Origin of the sequence: Streptomyces sp. NPDC004629, assembly GCF_042873595.1 — a bacterium.
Taxonomy (GTDB): Bacteria; Actinomycetota; Actinomycetes; order Streptomycetales; family Streptomycetaceae; genus Streptomyces.
Map to the genome: position 1 here is coordinate 172,285 of NZ_JBIALO010000014.1, position 14,589 is coordinate 186,873.

13 protein-coding genes and 1 pseudogene are annotated in these 14,589 nt (G+C 72.0%); 7 read left to right on the plus strand and 7 right to left on the minus strand.

Features of this window, described 5'->3' with window-relative positions:
• Nucleotides 1–266: 266 nt before the first annotated feature.
• A complete protein-coding gene (locus ACFYTE_RS22870; RefSeq protein ID WP_388713295.1) occupies nt 267–1,607 on the minus strand; it encodes a tetratricopeptide repeat protein in 1,341 nt (446 codons plus the stop codon).
• Nucleotides 1,608–1,756: 149 nt separating this feature from the next.
• On the opposite strand from ACFYTE_RS22870, the gene ACFYTE_RS22875 reads away from it, so the two are divergent.
• The 3 genes from ACFYTE_RS22875 to ACFYTE_RS22885 all read left to right on the plus strand — a co-directional run bounded on the left by ACFYTE_RS22875 (nt 1,757) and on the right by ACFYTE_RS22885 (nt 4,663).
• Nucleotides 1,757–1,984, plus strand: a complete 228-nt coding sequence (locus tag ACFYTE_RS22875) for a hypothetical protein (RefSeq protein WP_388713297.1) — start codon at nt 1,757–1,759, stop codon at nt 1,982–1,984.
• Between the two features lie 448 nt (nt 1,985–2,432).
• Complete coding sequence (locus ACFYTE_RS22880) at nt 2,433–3,926, plus strand: asparagine synthase-related protein (protein WP_388713300.1); 1,494 nt, start codon at nt 2,433–2,435, stop codon at nt 3,924–3,926.
• Nucleotides 3,923–4,663 carry a class I SAM-dependent methyltransferase gene (locus ACFYTE_RS22885; RefSeq protein ID WP_388713303.1) on the plus strand — a complete coding sequence of 247 codons (741 nt, stop codon included), beginning with the start codon at nt 3,923–3,925 and terminating at the stop codon, nt 4,661–4,663. The genes ACFYTE_RS22880 and ACFYTE_RS22885 overlap by 4 nt, the downstream gene beginning before the upstream one ends.
• A 302-nt stretch (nt 4,664–4,965) precedes the next feature.
• Here the strand turns inward: ACFYTE_RS22885 and ACFYTE_RS22890 are convergent, their stop codons facing one another.
• Nucleotides 4,966–5,400, minus strand: a complete 435-nt coding sequence (locus tag ACFYTE_RS22890; RefSeq protein WP_388713306.1) for a hypothetical protein — start codon at nt 5,398–5,400, stop codon at nt 4,966–4,968.
• Between ACFYTE_RS22890 and ACFYTE_RS22895 the strand changes: the two are divergent.
• Nucleotides 5,401–5,898: pseudogene (locus tag ACFYTE_RS22895) on the plus strand (restriction endonuclease); the annotation flags it as partial.
• An 87-nt stretch (nt 5,899–5,985) separates the two neighbouring features.
• Here the strand turns inward: ACFYTE_RS22895 and ACFYTE_RS22900 are convergent.
• A complete protein-coding gene (locus tag ACFYTE_RS22900; RefSeq protein WP_388713309.1) occupies nt 5,986–8,613 on the minus strand; it encodes a helicase-associated domain-containing protein in 2,628 nt (875 codons plus the stop codon).
• 191 nt (nt 8,614–8,804) lie between these two features.
• Here ACFYTE_RS22900 and ACFYTE_RS22905 point away from each other — a divergent pair, with 191 nt between their 5' ends.
• A complete protein-coding gene (locus ACFYTE_RS22905; protein WP_388713311.1) occupies nt 8,805–9,905 on the plus strand; it encodes a hypothetical protein in 1,101 nt (366 codons plus the stop codon).
• 849 nt (nt 9,906–10,754) lie between these two features.
• Nucleotides 10,755–11,390, plus strand: coding sequence for an HAD family hydrolase (locus tag ACFYTE_RS22910; protein WP_388713313.1), 636 nt, complete (start codon nt 10,755–10,757; stop codon nt 11,388–11,390).
• Here the strand turns inward: ACFYTE_RS22910 and ACFYTE_RS22915 are convergent.
• Entirely contained in the window at nt 11,366–11,617 is a 252-nt protein-coding gene (locus ACFYTE_RS22915; RefSeq protein ID WP_388713316.1) for a hypothetical protein, read from the minus strand. The two genes, ACFYTE_RS22910 and ACFYTE_RS22915, sit on opposite strands and share 25 nt — an antisense overlap.
• Nucleotides 11,618–12,077: 460 nt before the next feature.
• On the opposite strand from ACFYTE_RS22915, the gene ACFYTE_RS22920 reads away from it, so the two are divergent.
• Nucleotides 12,078–12,461, plus strand: coding sequence for a cold-shock protein (locus tag ACFYTE_RS22920; protein WP_351214051.1), 384 nt, complete (start codon nt 12,078–12,080; stop codon nt 12,459–12,461).
• 38 nt (nt 12,462–12,499) lie between these two features.
• On the opposite strand, the gene ACFYTE_RS22925 is transcribed toward ACFYTE_RS22920, so the two are convergent.
• The 3 genes from ACFYTE_RS22925 to ACFYTE_RS22935 are packed head-to-tail and all read right to left on the minus strand — an operon-like array spanning nt 12,500 to nt 14,539.
• Nucleotides 12,500–13,354 (minus strand): 1,4-dihydroxy-6-naphthoate synthase, encoded by an 855-nt coding sequence (locus ACFYTE_RS22925; RefSeq protein WP_388713319.1) that lies wholly within the window; start codon nt 13,352–13,354, stop codon nt 12,500–12,502.
• On the minus strand, nt 13,344–14,045 hold the full coding sequence (locus ACFYTE_RS22930) for a futalosine hydrolase (protein WP_388713322.1): 702 nt from the start codon (nt 14,043–14,045) through the stop codon (nt 13,344–13,346). The genes ACFYTE_RS22925 and ACFYTE_RS22930 overlap by 11 nt, the downstream gene beginning before the upstream one ends.
• Nucleotides 14,046–14,068: 23 nt before the next feature.
• Nucleotides 14,069–14,539, minus strand: a complete 471-nt coding sequence (locus ACFYTE_RS22935; RefSeq protein WP_388713324.1) for a DUF2771 domain-containing protein — start codon at nt 14,537–14,539, stop codon at nt 14,069–14,071.
• Nucleotides 14,540–14,589 lie beyond the last annotated feature (50 nt).

Sequence of the window (14,589 nt, forward strand, 5' to 3'; positions counted from 1 at the left end):
CAGCAGGAGCAGAGCGCATGCCAAGTCCGCACCAGTCACCGCGGATTGCCGTTCAATCAGCCCTGACCCGGGCAGCCGGCCCCTGCCCATCCGTCAGGCAACGCGTACGGCAACGCTCAGGCCGGGACGGGGTCGAGGCCGTGACGGATCGGGGAAGCGTGGCTGGGGCCGGTGGGTGGTTGCTGGAGACACACGTGGCGGGTGCTCGTTCGGCGCGCCCGCCGTCGTGGCTGACTTTCTGTGGCTGAGGTCGCCAACGGTATGGGTCAGCTGACCAGAGAAGGCGGCGCGATCGTTCGTGCGCGGTCGTAGAGGTCCCGCGCAGTGGTGTTCTTCAGGTGCGGCCGGAGAAGGCCGAACATGGTTCTGATCCGGTCGTCGGCTCGGCCGGACTGCACCATGGGGTAGTCGTCGAGCGCCTGGTGCCAGGTGTCGCAGGCCGCTTCCAGGTGGCCGATTTCCAGTTGTCGTTCCGCCAGCATGGCGCGGTGTCGGACGCGGGCGCGGCGGTAGACGCTGTAGCGCACCTTGTCGGACTGCTGCATGGCTTCGATGGCGCCGGAGACATCGCCGAGTTCGTAACGAACCTGGCTGATGTGGTAGTTGAGCGATGCCGGGTCGTACGAGCCGAACGCCTTGCCGCGCGACTCGGCGCGATCCATGGCGGTCTCGGCCTCCCGGATGTATCGCAACGCCCGAGTCCGGTCGCCGGTCTGCGCGGCGGCGTGTGCTTGCTGGCCGGCGAGGAACGCCAGCATGCGAGGTCCGGCCTTCGGGGAGGCGGCTGCTGCGGCGTCTGCCAGTTCCATGGCCTTTCCCCCGTGGCGAAGGTCGATCGCCTGGACGCTCATGCCGCGCAGAGTGGTGCAGTAGGTCAGGTGGTCCTCGGCGGCGCCCGCCAGTTCCAGCGCCTTGACGTAGTAGCGCTGCGCGAGGCCGTGCAGCCCCTCGTCCACGGCCATGTAGCCCGTCAGGTACAGCAGGTCCGAGGCCGCGGACAGCATGGCCTTCCGCACGTCGTCGGGGGCGTCGGCGCGCAGGTAGGACGCCACGGTGTTCACCATGAACGAGGCGGCCATGGGGCGTGCGTGGCGACCGCCGAACTGGTCGTCCAGTTCCGAGACGCGCTCGGTCATGGCGATGACCATGTCCACTTCGTTCATGCCGATCCGGCGGGCGCGGCCGGACTGGATTGCTTCGGCACGGCCGATGACATCCGGCCACCCGGGAATCGTGAGGGCGACGGAGAACAGGCCGGCCCCCAAGACACTGCGGCGCGATGGGTCCATGTCCTGCCTCCCGAGGTCGATCAGCCCCTCCACGGTATCCGCGGCTGTCGGGGAGTGATCGCGGGGAACGGGTAGACCGGCCTCAGCGTGCGTTACGGGCCGCCCCAGACGCCGAGAGAGGGCTTCCAGGACGCACACCCGCACGGCTCCGCGAGGCACGGTGCCGCCCAGCCAATGGCTCACTGCCGACTCGTCGTATCGCAGGGGCGTACCCATCTCGGTGCCCACACGGTTCACTGCCCGAGCGAACTGGCGGTAGGTCCAGCGGCTCTCGGTGAGCAGGCGCCCGAGCGCCCCGTTCGGTTCACGCTTGGCCATGCCCTCAACTCCCCGTGCCCTTGCGAACTTTCAAGGCTTTCAAGTCCCGGCGCTGCTGCAACGGTACCGCTGTGCGTGGTCACGCGGTTGCGTAGAGGCAGCAGGGAACGGCGAGACCTCGCCGCAGCCATCGTCTGAGGGACTGAGGGATGAAAAGCGAAGCGCGGGCCCGACTGGCCCAGTTGACCGAAGAGCGCGGCGTGGACGGGGTGCTGAGTATCGACACCTACGAGGGCGCGGATCCGCCGCCGGGCTCGAACCTGTTCCCCCCGTGTGAGTGCCCGCAGCACAGCCGTCCCGAGCATCAGCACAGCGCGGCCGAGCTGAGCATCGCCGTGCGCGAGGCGAACGAGCGCAGTCGCGGCGAGCGGCTGTGAGGCGGTTATCCGCAGTCATCGGCCGTTACGCCGGACCACTGCTGATCATCACCGTCTCCGCATCGGTCGGCTTCGTCCTGGGCGTGGCCGCCGCCTCCACCCCCACCTGACTCCTCCCTGCCACATCCAACCCCACGTGTGGCGAGGGAGGGCCCACCGCCGGAAGCGGTGGGCACCCCGTCCGGCCGCCCTCTTCGCAAGGGACCGGCAGCCGGACGGGATCAACTCCGCAGCATCAGCCGCGGGGTTCGGGTTCAACCGTAAGAGGAGAACGCGATGAACGTGGACGAGCTGTTCACTGGCGACCTGATCACCGGCGTCCCGGCCGTCGAGGCCACGCTGCTCGACAAGATGCCCGGCGGTGGCGACAACAACGGCGACCACTGCTCCAAGTGATCCAGGGCTGACGCCAGGCGGGGCGCGGTCGTTCGCGGCCCCGCCCCGCCGCATGACTTCGGAAAGGGACGACATGCTGTCGATGCGTCTGCGCCTGGCCGATCTTCAGGAGCCCCGATGGAGGCCGGAAGGAGGTCGCTGGGTCAGCGGCGAAAGCTGGATCGAGGCCGCGAACGTGTCCGCGCTGGTCATGGAGGTCCGGGACGACCAGGCGCCATGTGTGCGGATGAGGGTGAAGGAGTACAAGCACGGCGATCCCGACTTCGTCGAGGTCGTCATGACGGCCGGGGAAGCCCGTCTCACGGCGGGCGTCTTCGGGACAGCCCCGCTGTACCTGCTGGAGAAGGTCGGCGAGCTGCACGCGTCATGGGATGTGGCGGCACTGGGGCCGCATCTGTCGGCCGATCGCCTAGCGCCGCGTGTCGTGGCGCGGACGCTGACGAGGCAGCATCGCTACACCTCCGAGACGTTGTTCGAGGGCGTCTACCGCCTGACTGAGCGGGCGTCGGCCACGTTCACTGCTTCCGGACTCAGCATCCACTACCCGGAACCTGCCGTACACGTCCTGGAGCCCCGCGCGCTGCGGCCCGGTGTCGATCCACTCGCCATGCTCGACGAGTTGCTGACCGACGTGATCCGCGAAGCGCCGAGCGCCACGGGGTGCGTGGGTGTCGAACTGTCGGGCGGCGCGGACTCCGGGAACGTCGCCCTGGCCGTGAAGGCGGCGCGCTTCCCGGAGGCGCACAGCTTCGGCTTACTGGTCGGGGGAAGCATCGGCAGGCAGCAGCGCGAGCGCCGCCAGGCGTACGCGGATCACTGCGGCTTCCGAGACGTGGCCATTCCCGCCGTGCAGCACCCGCCGTTCTGCCCCGGCGGCGTACGTGCTCTGCGCCGGCCGCATGATCCGGCGGGGGCGTTCTACCAGGAAGCCTTCGACGTCGTACGCGAGCAGGCAGCCGCCCGACGGTGCGAGGTCATGTTCACCGGCAGCGGAGGGGACGAGGTGAACGCCCACCACTCCAGGACCGACGCGCAACTGCCGACGCCGGAACCCGTTCCGTGGCTCGGTCCGAAGGCGGTCCGCGCCCTGACCGAGGTGAACGAGCACCTGGCGCCCATTCCCGTCCTGCCCGTGCCGACCCTGATGGCGTTCGGGATGCACAATCCCGGCTTCCTGCGGGCCGGCGTCTGGCCGGTGAGCCCGCTCGTACACCCGCGGATCGTCCGGTTCATGCAGCAGCTGCCACACGAGTACAAGCGAGGCAAGGCGCTGTTCCGTGAGCGGATCAGGTGGGCGGGACTGCCGGAGTCGGTGGCGGCGCCGGCCGAACCGGAGAACTTCCTGGCCGTCCTGGAGAAGGGGCTGCGCTCCTACGGCCTGCCCGTACTGGACGACATGCTGAAGGAGTCCGTCCTGGTCGATCTCGGCTACGTTGACGGCAAGGCACTCGCTCAGGCCCGCAAGGACGCCGACGCCGCCCCGACGGTCCCCGATCTGCTGTGCGATGTCCTCGCGCTTGAGGTCGGACTGCGGAGCCTGATGTGACCAGCCACTACACGGAAGCGGAACCAGTGGAAGCGACGAACCTCCTCTACCGGGACCCGGTCCTGTACGACGTGATCCAGTCCGACAGCACTGGTGCCGGGACGTGTCAGACCCTGATCGAGACGCATCGGCCGGACGCCCGGACGCTGGTCGACTTCGGATGCGGCACCGGCAGGGACCTGGAGATCCTGGCCAAGCGCTTCGAGTGCATCGGCCTCGATCTCCAGCCCGGCATGGTCGACTACGCCCGCCAGGTCCGGCCGGAGCTGGACATCCGCGTCGGAGACATGCGCACCGCGCGACTCCGGCGGTGCATGGACGTGGTGACCTGCATGGGCAACAGCCTCGCCTACGTCCACGACAACGACGAGATCACCCAGGTCTTCGCCACCTTCGCGGCCCACGCCCAGCGGGGCACCCTGCTCGTCCTGTGCTCCCCTGTCGCACCCATCACCGGGACCGATCCGATGACCGCCACGGTCGACACCCCGAGCGGCCCGGCGACCGTCACGATCCGCCACGAGTGGGACCTGCGGACGCAGATCAACACCATGCACCGGCACTGGGCGCTCCCCTCAGGGGACGAGGCCCAGGACGAGATCCGCAGACGCGTCCTCTTCCCACGCGAACTCGAACAGTACGCAGAGCGCGTCGGCTTCGAGATCCTGGACATGACCGACAGCTCCGGAGGCACACTCACAGGGCCGACCGCGTACACGGTGGCCCGGTACACCTGACAGCCAGGTGCCGGTGGGCCAGGTGTGGACCGACAGAGGTCGTGAGGGCTCTCAGGGCAGGGAACGAGCAGGTCAGGAGCGCCAGACTGCCAAGCGCTCCCGACGCGCGCGACACTCATCCCGCGCATGTACCGCCTCCTGATGAGAGAAGATCCCACGCCCGGAGTGAGGAGTGCGAGTCTGTGAGCATGGACCTCGAAGAACTACTGCGCGCCATGGACCGTACGGCGGCCAACCTGAGAAAAATGGACAGCGTGTGGGAGCGCGCAAAGCCGTTCATTCCATCCGGCCCGCAACGCGGCTCAGATGTCCAGTACGAAGCCCTTCGGGCGGCCTGGGCGGATCTGCTCCCTGGGCTCCCGCGAATCGATGGCTGGACGATCACTGAGCCGCTCCCGGACATCGACGAAATGGGCCAAGCCTTCATCGACTACCTCGACATCGGCGAGCACCCCACCGCCGTACATGCTGCCGGGGAGACACCGGGAGCGGATCTTGCTGCCTACCGATACCGCCTGGACAGGGCTCGTCGGCGTGCCGCACGGAGTCGACTGGAGCAACTCGTCTCCACGGTCGACGCAGCGCTCCCCCTCGCATTGGGAGACACCGCGCGAGACGCCGTTGAACGCCTGGAAAACGAACAGACCGACGAAGTCGAGACTGCGATCGGGGAAATCGCAAGGCTCCTGGGCGAAGACGCCGAAAGCATTGATCGTTGGTGGGATCTGCAGCGGCACATGCGCTTCAGTCAGGGGCTCGACTGGCACGACATCGCTGAACTCGACTGGCCGGCCGTGCGCGCCGGCATCGAGGCCAAGTCTCTCGGCGACAGCGATCCGCTACCGGTCCCGGACATCGATCTCGGACAGGCGGCCGCGGGCAACCTCACAGGGGCGGCCACGTTGGCGCTTCCATGGGAGTTGCTGAACGACGACGGGTTCGAACGGCTCCTCTACGACCTACTGCGAGACATTCCGGAGCACCAGAACGTCGAGTGGCTGATGCAAACCCGTGCCCCCGACCGAGGGCGTGACCTCTCCATGGACCGGGTTCTTCGAGACGGGTCCGGTGGTGTCCGCACCGAGCGTGTAATCGTTCAGGCCAAGCACTGGCGCAGCCGCTCGGTCAACGCGGCCGCCGTTAGCGAGACGGCAACGGCAGGAAAGCTATGGGGACCCCCGCTCGTGCGAGGGATTGTCATCGCTACGAGCGGCAGATTCACCGCTGATGCGGTGTCCTGGGCGGCACCCTTTCCTTATGGCCACAGTCCCGGCCAAACGTCCAGTGTGCCCTACCGGCAGCTGATCACGGCGAGTCCCCGTTCAGTCGGCGGCCAGCTCCGCGACCCCCGTGACCCGGTGCAGCGGATAGGTCCGTACCTCGTCCGCCGTGTGGTCGTACGCCGTCACGAAGCCGCCCTCGACCCGGATGGGCGCGATGACGCGCTGGCTCGCGGTGCCCTCGGCGTTCACGTATCCGATCCACAGGGCCTCGCCCGTCAGGACGGCGGCCTGCATGGTGGCCAGGGTCTCGGCGGAGCTGGTGCGCGGCAGGTCGCCGCCCGCCGTCGCCGCGCCCGCGGGCCTGCGCGAGGTCGTGGCCGCCAGGTCGCCGGCGCGGATCGCGCGGATCGCGGCGGACAGCAGGGTCGCGTCGGGGACGGGCGGGCCGTCCGGGACCGGCTCGGGGGCCGTGCGGGGCGGGGTGCGGTGGGCGTGGGCGCGGGCGATCAGCACATCGCCCTCGGCGGACTCGGCGGCGGGCGCGTACCCCATCGCGCGCAGGCCCTCAAGCAGCGCCGCCGGGTCGGCCTGCGCCGCCAGCACGGTCGGCGCCAGCCTGCGCAGCCGCAGGGCGGCCGACCGCCGGTCGGCGAGGATCTCGTTCAGCAGCGCGTCGTCGTCGCAGCGTACGTACGCGGAGGCCGCGCCCACCCGTAGCCGGCCGTGCTTACGTGCCACGTCGTCGATCAGATACGTCAGCGGCTGCGGGACCGGGGTGCGGGAGTGCGCGGCGAGGAAGGCGTGCAGGTCGGCGGCGGTCCGGCCGGCGTCCAGGGCGCGGCGCACGGAGGCGGGCGTGAAGCGGTAGACCGTCGCGCCGCCCTTTGACTCCACGTCCGCGAGCACGCCCAGCGTGTCGGCCAGCGGTCGCTCCAGCGGCCCCGGCGCCACCGCCGTCAGGTCCGCCTGGAGCAGCACGTGGTCCAGCGGCTCGGGCAGCAGCGGCGCGAGCAGCCCGGCGGCCACGGTGGCGGCCGCCGCACGCTCGGCCGGGGCAAGGGGCTCGCGGGGCACGGGCGGGCGCCGGTGGTGATGCGCGGGCAGTTTGTCCCCGGGCCCGTCCGCCGGGCCACCGCTACCGGTCCCCGGGCCGCCGTCGGACCGGCGAGGGCCCCTCGACGAGGCGGGCGCCGAGGCGGCCGTGCCCGCGGGCCCGAACGCGCCGAGCAGCGCGCGGCCGTGGGCAGAGAGGGCGCCCCGGCCGGTGATGCCCAGCAACTCCGCCTCCGCCGGTGTCCAGCGCGCGATCCGGGACCGCAGGTCCTCCTCGCCGCCCCGCGGCCGGCCGGCCTCGCGCTCCGGGGCGCCCACCGGGCCGCGCAGCGGACGCTCCCAGCGCAGCCGGGCCAGCATCGAATCGGGGTCCGGCGCGGCGCCCTCCGGCAGCGCGGCCAGCAGCCCCAGCACCCGGCGCCGCACCTCGGGCGCCACGGAACGGTCAAGACCCGGCCCCAACGCCGCCAACGTACGGTCCTTGGTGTCCCGCCCGCCGACCAGACCCGGCGTCCGGGTCGCCGTCAGCCACGCCTCGGCGAGCCGCGCCCAGCGCTCGGCCGGGGGCAGCTCCAGCCACTCGTCGTAGGCCGGGGTCGCCGCGTACCGCTCATCCGCCTCGCCGTCGGAGGCCAGCAGGCCCGCCGCATAGGCCAGTTCGACCCAGAAGGCGGCGACCGGTTCGGACACGTCGAGGGCGACGGCCGTCCGCTTCAGGTCACGGACGCTGAGCCCGCCGGCCCGCAGCACCGTTGGGCCGCCCTCGTCCCAGTCCTTCAGCAGGTCCGCCACGGTCGCCAGCGCGGTGTACGCCTGCCCGGCCGCCGTCGCGTCCACGACCTGAGCGGGATGCGTCGCGGCCGTCTCCACCGGCGGCGGTACGGCCTCGGGCGCACGGTGGGCGCGGCCCTCGCGCAGATGCAGGGCGACCTCGCGGGGCAGTACGACGGTGCCGGGCGCCGTCGGCAGCAGCAGACCGCGGTCGAGCAGCCAGCGCAGATGGGCGGCCGGCTCGGCCGTGACCTGGCCGTACGGCGGCCCCCAGACGAGCCGGGCCAGCACCTCGCGGGACTCCGCCGGGGCGCCGGACAGCAGCGCGGCCATCCGGGCGCGATCGGTGAACAGGGCGCTGAGCGCGGCCACGGCGGAGACCGAGTCATGGGTCGAGGGCAGGCCCGCGGCCGTCACGATCTCCTGGATACGGCCGGGTGACATGCCCGCGGTGGCCTCCCGCACGGTCGGGCCGAGGCCGGTCGGGGACGGGTGCTGTGGGGTCGGGGCCAGCACCTCACGGGCCGTGCGGACCAGGCGCAGCCGGTCGTCACCGCCCCACACCAGGGCCTGTTCACGCAGGGTGGCGAGGGCGTCGGGCAGGGCGGCGGCGACGGCCCGGTCGCCGGCGTCGCCCGCCATCAGGCCCAGCAACTCGTCGTAGGACGCCGGGTCCGCCGCCACGGCCAGGGCCTGGGCCGTCTGCAGGACGAACAGGTCGAGGCGCTCCAGGGCGCGCAGCACCGAGGCCCGGGTACCCGCCCGGGTGGCGAGCTGGGTGAGGTCGCCGGGCACGGGGGTGACGAGGTCGGGTCGGCTGCGCAGCAGCGCGGCCAGGGAGGCGTCGTCCCTGGCGCGGAGCGCCTCCGCGAGGGAACGCGGCGGTGTTGCCGGGTTGCTCATCCGACCCACGGTAGCGGGTACGGGGTCGACGCCGGGAGCACATGCCCCTGGCGATCGCATCCGCCGTACCCGTGCGCTCCGCCCCCGCTCGACGACGCGCTACCCGCGGGCGTGCGCGCCGACGTGAGCGGCGGCCTGCGCTACCGTCGTCCCGACGGGGTATCCAACGCACCGGCCCCGGAGGGGACTTCGTGGGTATCGAGAGCGACCGGGTCGTCTACGAGTATCTGAGCCGCGTCGGCGACATCGCGCAGCAGCGCCAGTTGCCGTCGGCCGACCGCATGCGCCTGGTGTCCGAGCTGCGCAACGAGATCGACCGGCACCGGGCCAGGACCACCGTGGACAGTCCCGCCGCCGTGCGCCGCATCCTCGCCCGGCTGGGCACGCCGGACGAGGTCGTGGCGGCGGCGGGCGGGGGCAGCGGGGTGCCGCAGCCGCCGCCCCCCGCCGTGCCCGTACAGCCCGCACCGCGCGAGCCCGAATCGAAGGGGTTGCTGGGCCCGAAGGGACTGCTGGGGCAGTGGGGCTCGGGTGCGAAGGGCAACGGGGGCAACGGGGGCAACGACAAGGGGCCACGGGAGAGAGGAAAGGGGCTGCGTCGGGTCGTACCCCGGCCGCGCCCCGCTGAGCCGGAGGCCCCCGCCCGTTCGGACGCCACCTCACCGCCTCACCTCGCCGGGGAGGACGAACTCGGCGACAGCGCGCTGCAGCCCGACTGGTGGCGGGTGGACGACAGCCCGTTCGGGGGCGGGGACAGCGTGCCCGGGTTCGTCGGGGGCGTGGAGATCCCCGAACTCCTCAAGCCGCCACCGAAGGAACCGGAGGCCGAGCAGAAGGGGGCCGCGAAGGCGGCGACGGAACCGGCGACGGAGCCGGCAGCGGTCCCCGAACCCGCCGCGGCCGAGACGGCCGACCGGCCTTCGCGTCGCCGGCTGCCGCTGCCCCGCCCCGCCGCGGGCTGGACCAACCCGCTGCTCCTGCTCGCCGCCGCGGCCCTGGTCGCCGGGGCGGTGCTCGGCAACTGGTTCGCGCTGATCCTCGGCTGGCTCATCGCCTACGGCTCCCGTCGCCTCACCTCGGCGGAGAGCAAGTGGGCCGTCCTGGGCCTGCCCGGTCTGGCGCTCGTGGGCGGCCTGGTCTGGCTGTGGGGCAGGAGCGAGGGACGCTGGGGCGACCCCATCGCCCAGGGCCAGATGAGAGACGCCCTGGCCGAAACCTGGCCCTGGACGGTCCGGGCCGCGGCCCTGACCTCAGCCGCCTACGTCCTCTGGCGCTCCCAACGCCCCCGCTGACCGCGTCCGCGGCTTCGGCCGGGCTGCCCGGTGCCGTCGGCCGGGCCGGCTCCGGCACCGGCCCTGCAGCCCCGCCCGCTGCCCGACAGCTCGGCCGCGCTGAGCGCGGGCCCCCGACCTGGGTCTTCTGGTGCAGCGCTGGCCTTCGCTGTCCCGTGGCGTCGGATGGTCGGCCGCGTCGCGGGGGTGTGCGGGGCTGCTGAAGGGTGGGCGTCCGCCGGGTTGCTCGCGGTCACCGGTCGCCCGAGCACGGTCATCCGGTCCGTCGCCTGCGCCGACAGCCTGGGCCAGGTCTGTCGCGCCGCCCCTGCCGGAGCCCAAGGGGCGGGCGCAGCTCCCGGCCGGCGGCCTGCTCGTCCCGGTGGCGTCGGCTGGGTACGGTCTCCTTCGTTCGGCCGCGCACTACCGGACCGCCGGTCGGGACGGGCTTGGCCGCGTCGCGGGGGTGTGCGGGGCTGCTGAAGGGCGGGGTTCCGCCGGGTTGCTCGCGGTCGCTGGGTGTTCGGGCGCACCCATCCGGTTTGCGGCACGCCCACTCGACAGCCCGGGGCACCTCGGCTGTGTGCCTGGTGTCCCCGCCCGCTGCCCGACGGCTCGGGCGCGCCGAGCGTGGGCCTTTGGCTGGTGCGGTTTCTTTCGGTCGGCTGCGTCGCGCGCTGCCGGACCGTCGGTCGGGGCGGGGTGTTGCTCGCGGGCGCCGGGCGCAGCCGTCCGGCCCATGCCGCCCCCGCTGACAGACCCGTGCACCTCGCCTTATGCATGGTGCCCCTGGGCGCAGGGGCTGGACGGGGGCTCCGGCTGCCCGTCCCGGAGGGGCGGGGCGGTCGGGTGCCGGAGGCGGTGGGCACAATGGCGGATATGAGTTCTCGCGTGCTGACCGTCGGGTTCGACCTCGACATGACCCTGATCGACTCCCGGCCCGGCATCCACGCCTGTTACACGGCGCTTGCGGAGCGGACGGGAACCTACATCGACGCCGATCTGGCCATCACCCGGCTCGGGCCTCCGCTCGCCGACGAGTTGGTCAACTGGTTCCCGGCCGAGCAGGTCGCCCCGATGGCGGACCTGTACCGCGAGATGTACCCCGCGATCGCCATCGCCGCGACCCCCGCGATGCCCGGCGCCCGCGAGGCGATCGCGGCGGTGCGCGCATCCGGCGGCCGGGCGATCGTGGTCACCGCGAAGTATGAGCCGAACGCCAAGCTGCACCTCAGCCACCTCGGCATGGAGCCCGACGCGGTGGTCGGCGACCTCTGGGCGGAGCGCAAGGCGGAGGCGCTGCGCGAGCACGGCGCAAGCGTCTACGTCGGCGACCACGTCGGAGACGTACGCGGCGCCCGTACCGCCGGTGCCCTCTCCGTGGCCGTCGTCACCGGCCCGTGCGACGCGGAGGAACTGCACACCGCGGGCGCGGACGTCGTCCTCGACGACCTGTCCGCCTTCCCGCGCTGGCTGGCCGGCTACCGCGAGGCGCCCCGCGCCTGACGCCGGCCGGCCGCGATCGACCGCAGGACCCCCGCGCCGGCCACGAGGAATCCGACCCCCATGAACATGCTCAAACCGAACATGTACGTCGGAAAGGGCTCCGCGCCCAGGAACAACGGGGCCACGGTGACCAGAGTGGCCACGGCACCGAGGAAGAAGACGACGGCACCGGCGCGGATCAGCCCGTCACCGGGCGCGGCGGAATTCGCTTGGGTTTTGTCACGCACCGGACCAGAGTAGTTCCCGGCCCGGAGGAACAACCGGGCGACGTCTTGTCCCCGTCTGCCGGCCGGCCGTGAACAGTGCGAAGGTTCCCGGGCGCAGGTATTGCACGGGTTGTCCGGTGAACGCACAGGAGTATTTCCAGAAAGGCGGCTCTCCCGGTCGGGCGCGAGGAGGAAAGGGCCGCCCGACGAGTTGACGCGACCGAGGAGTATGCCGTCACCCGATCAGCGGCCGCTCGGCTGCCGGCTGCTCGAAGACCGCCGCGTCCGCAAGCCCGACCGGCGCACCGGGTGGCCGACACACTTCCCTCACCTCGCTGAGCCGCTATCCCGCCACTCACGGCGCATGGGGGCCCAGCGCCGTTTTAACGCATGTCCCGCTGGAGAGACCCCCGGTAAGGTGTCATGACGGCAGTTCAACCGGCGTCTGGGGCGTCCGGGACCGATCGAGGGAGCGTGTGCTTTGCCGACTGGCAAGGTCAAGTGGTTCAACAGTGAGAAGGGCTTCGGCTTTCTCTCCCGTGACGACGGCGGTGACGTCTTCGTCCATTCCTCGGTTCTCCCTGCCGGAGTCGATGCGCTCAAGCCGGGACAGCGCGTGGAGTTCGGCGTGGTCGCCGGCCAGCGGGGCGACCAGGCCCTGTCGGTGGTCGTCCTCGACCCGACCCCGTCGGTCGCGGCGGCCCAGCGCAAGAAGCCGGACGAGCTGGCCTCCATCGTGCAGGACCTGACGACCCTCCTGGAGAACATCACCCCGATGCTGGAGAAGGGCCGTTACCCCGACAAGGCCTCCGGCAAGAAGATCGCCGGTCTGCTGCGCGCGGTCGCCGACCAACTGGACGTGTAGCCGGCGGCCCGCGGAGCATCCCGCCGGGCCGCGCCCCGTCAGGGGAAGTCGAGCGCGGTCGGACGGAGGGCAGGGACGAGCCCTTCGGCCGCCGCGCGGGTGAGCAGGCCCCGGATCGCCGCGTACCCGTCCTCGCCGAGGTCCGACGTGAACTCGTTGACGTACAGCCCGATGTGCTGGTCGGCGACGGCGGGATCCATCTCCTGGGCGTGTTCCATGACGTAGGGCCGGGATGCCTCGGGGTCGTCCCAGGCGGCGTGCACGGACGTACGGATCGACTCGGCGAGCAGCCGCAGCGTGTCCGCGCCCAGCGACCGTTTGGCGACGATCGCGCCCAGCGGGATCGGCAGTCCGGTCGTGGCCTCCCAGTGTTCGCCCATGTCGGCGAGTTTGTGCAGCCCGTAGTTCTGGTAGGTGAACCGCGCCTCGTGGATCACAAGCCCCGCGTCGATCTTCCCGTCCCGCACGGCCGGCATGATCTCGTGGAACGGCATGACGACGATCTCGCCGACGCCCTCCGGCAGGGTGTCCGCGGCCCACAGCCGGAACAGCAGGTAGGCGGTCGACCTCTCGCTCGGCACGGCCACGGTCCGGCCGGTGAGGTCCGCGTCCGGCTCCCGGGTGAGCACGAGCGGCCCGCAGCCCCGGCCCAGCGCGCCGCCGCAGGGCAGCAGCGCGTACGCGTCGAGGACGTACGGCAGCACCGCGTACGACACCTTCAGCACGTCGAACTCGCCGCGCTCGGCCATGCCGTTGGTGATGTCGATGTCCGCGAAGGTGACGTCGAGGGCGGGCGCGCCGGGGATACGGCCGTGGGCGAGGGCGTCGAAGACGAAGGTGTCGTTCGGGCAGGGGGAGTAGGCGATCTGCAGCGGTCGGCTCTCAGGGCTCATGCGGGTTCCAACTCTCCAGTGCGGGCGCGAGCTTCCCGAAGCCCTCGGTGAGGGCCGCGAGGGCGTCGCCGATGCGCCAGGCGGTGCGGTCGCGCGGGCCGACGGGGTTGGACACCGCGCGTACTTCGAGGATGGGCACCCGGTGCGCGGCAGCTGCTTCGGCCACCCCGAAGCCCTCCATGGCCTCCGCGAGCGCCCGGGGGTGGCGGGCGCGCAGCGCGTCGGCGCGGGCCGCGGTCCCGGTCACGGTGCAGACGGTGAGCACGGTTCCGGCGCGCGCCCCGGTCGCCGCGGTCACCTCCCGTACGAGTGTTTCCGGCGGACGGTGGCTGACGGTGCCGAACCCGAGTCCGGTGACCGGGAGGAAGCCGTCGGCGGTCTCGGCGCCCAGGTCGGCCGCGGTGATCTCGTCGGCGACGACGAGCGATCCGACGGGCGCCGCGGGCCAAAAGCCGCCGGCGATCCCGGCGCTGACCACGAGCGCGTACGGGGAGCCGTGCAGGGCCGCGGCGGTCAGGGCGGTGGCGGTGGAGGCGGCGGCGAGGGCGGGGCCGACGCCGGCGGCGAGCAGGTCGTAGGTGTGCGCGCCGGTGATCCGGTGGAGGGTGCCGCCCGGCAGGCGCACCTCGCGCGCCGTGCCGGGAAACGCCTGTGCCACCGCGTCCCGCTCGGCGGGGACCGCGGTGGCCACGAGGAAACGCTTGCCGGACGTGGTCAGGAGGCCTTCTTCAGCTTGAAGGACCACAGTCCCTTGACGGTCTTGTCGCCCTCCTTGACCGACACCAGGGTCGAGTTGCCCTGCGCGCCGTACTGGGCGTTGAAGAAGACGCTGCCGGGGATGGTGCGGTACGTCTTGCTGCTGGAGTCGGTGAGCGGCTGACCGTTCATCAGGATCGTCCAGCCGTTGTCGGCGATCTTCGGGTCGACACCGAAGCGGACGGTCTCCTCCGGGTCCACCGTGATGGACTTGATGTCGGTGTCCTTGAGGCAGTTGCCGAGGGCGGCCGTGTCCAGGGCCTTGCCGTCGTTGTAGCAGGTGGCTTCGGAGCTGACCGAGTTGGTGCCGACGGTGACCGTTGCGATCGGGGTCGGCTTTTCGCAGGCCGTGAGGACGAGCAGTCCGGCGGAAACGGCGCCGGCGGCGGCGACGGCGCGGCGGCGTCGCGGAGCGGATTGCATGGTCATGGCCGAAGGCTATCGGGCACCCGGGGGCCGTCCCCCACCTGGGGGGCGGC

What these genes read in the sequence shown, in the direction of transcription:
- ACFYTE_RS22870 (WP_388713295.1), bottom strand. Translation starts at nt 1,607, where the DNA reads ATGGCCAAGCGTGAACCGAACGGGGCGCTCGGGCGCCTGCTCACCGAG.
- ACFYTE_RS22875 (WP_388713297.1), top strand. Translation starts at nt 1,757, where the DNA reads ATGAAAAGCGAAGCGCGGGCCCGACTGGCCCAGTTGACCGAAGAGCGC.
- ACFYTE_RS22880 (WP_388713300.1), top strand. Translation starts at nt 2,433, where the DNA reads ATGACTTCGGAAAGGGACGACATGCTGTCGATGCGTCTGCGCCTGGCC.
- ACFYTE_RS22900 (WP_388713309.1), bottom strand. Translation starts at nt 8,613, where the DNA reads ATGAGCAACCCGGCAACACCGCCGCGTTCCCTCGCGGAGGCGCTCCGC.
- ACFYTE_RS22910 (WP_388713313.1), top strand. Translation starts at nt 10,755, where the DNA reads ATGGCGGATATGAGTTCTCGCGTGCTGACCGTCGGGTTCGACCTCGAC.
- ACFYTE_RS22925 (WP_388713319.1), bottom strand. Translation starts at nt 13,354, where the DNA reads ATGAGCCCTGAGAGCCGACCGCTGCAGATCGCCTACTCCCCCTGCCCG.
- ACFYTE_RS22935 (WP_388713324.1), bottom strand. Translation starts at nt 14,539, where the DNA reads ATGACCATGCAATCCGCTCCGCGACGCCGCCGCGCCGTCGCCGCCGCC.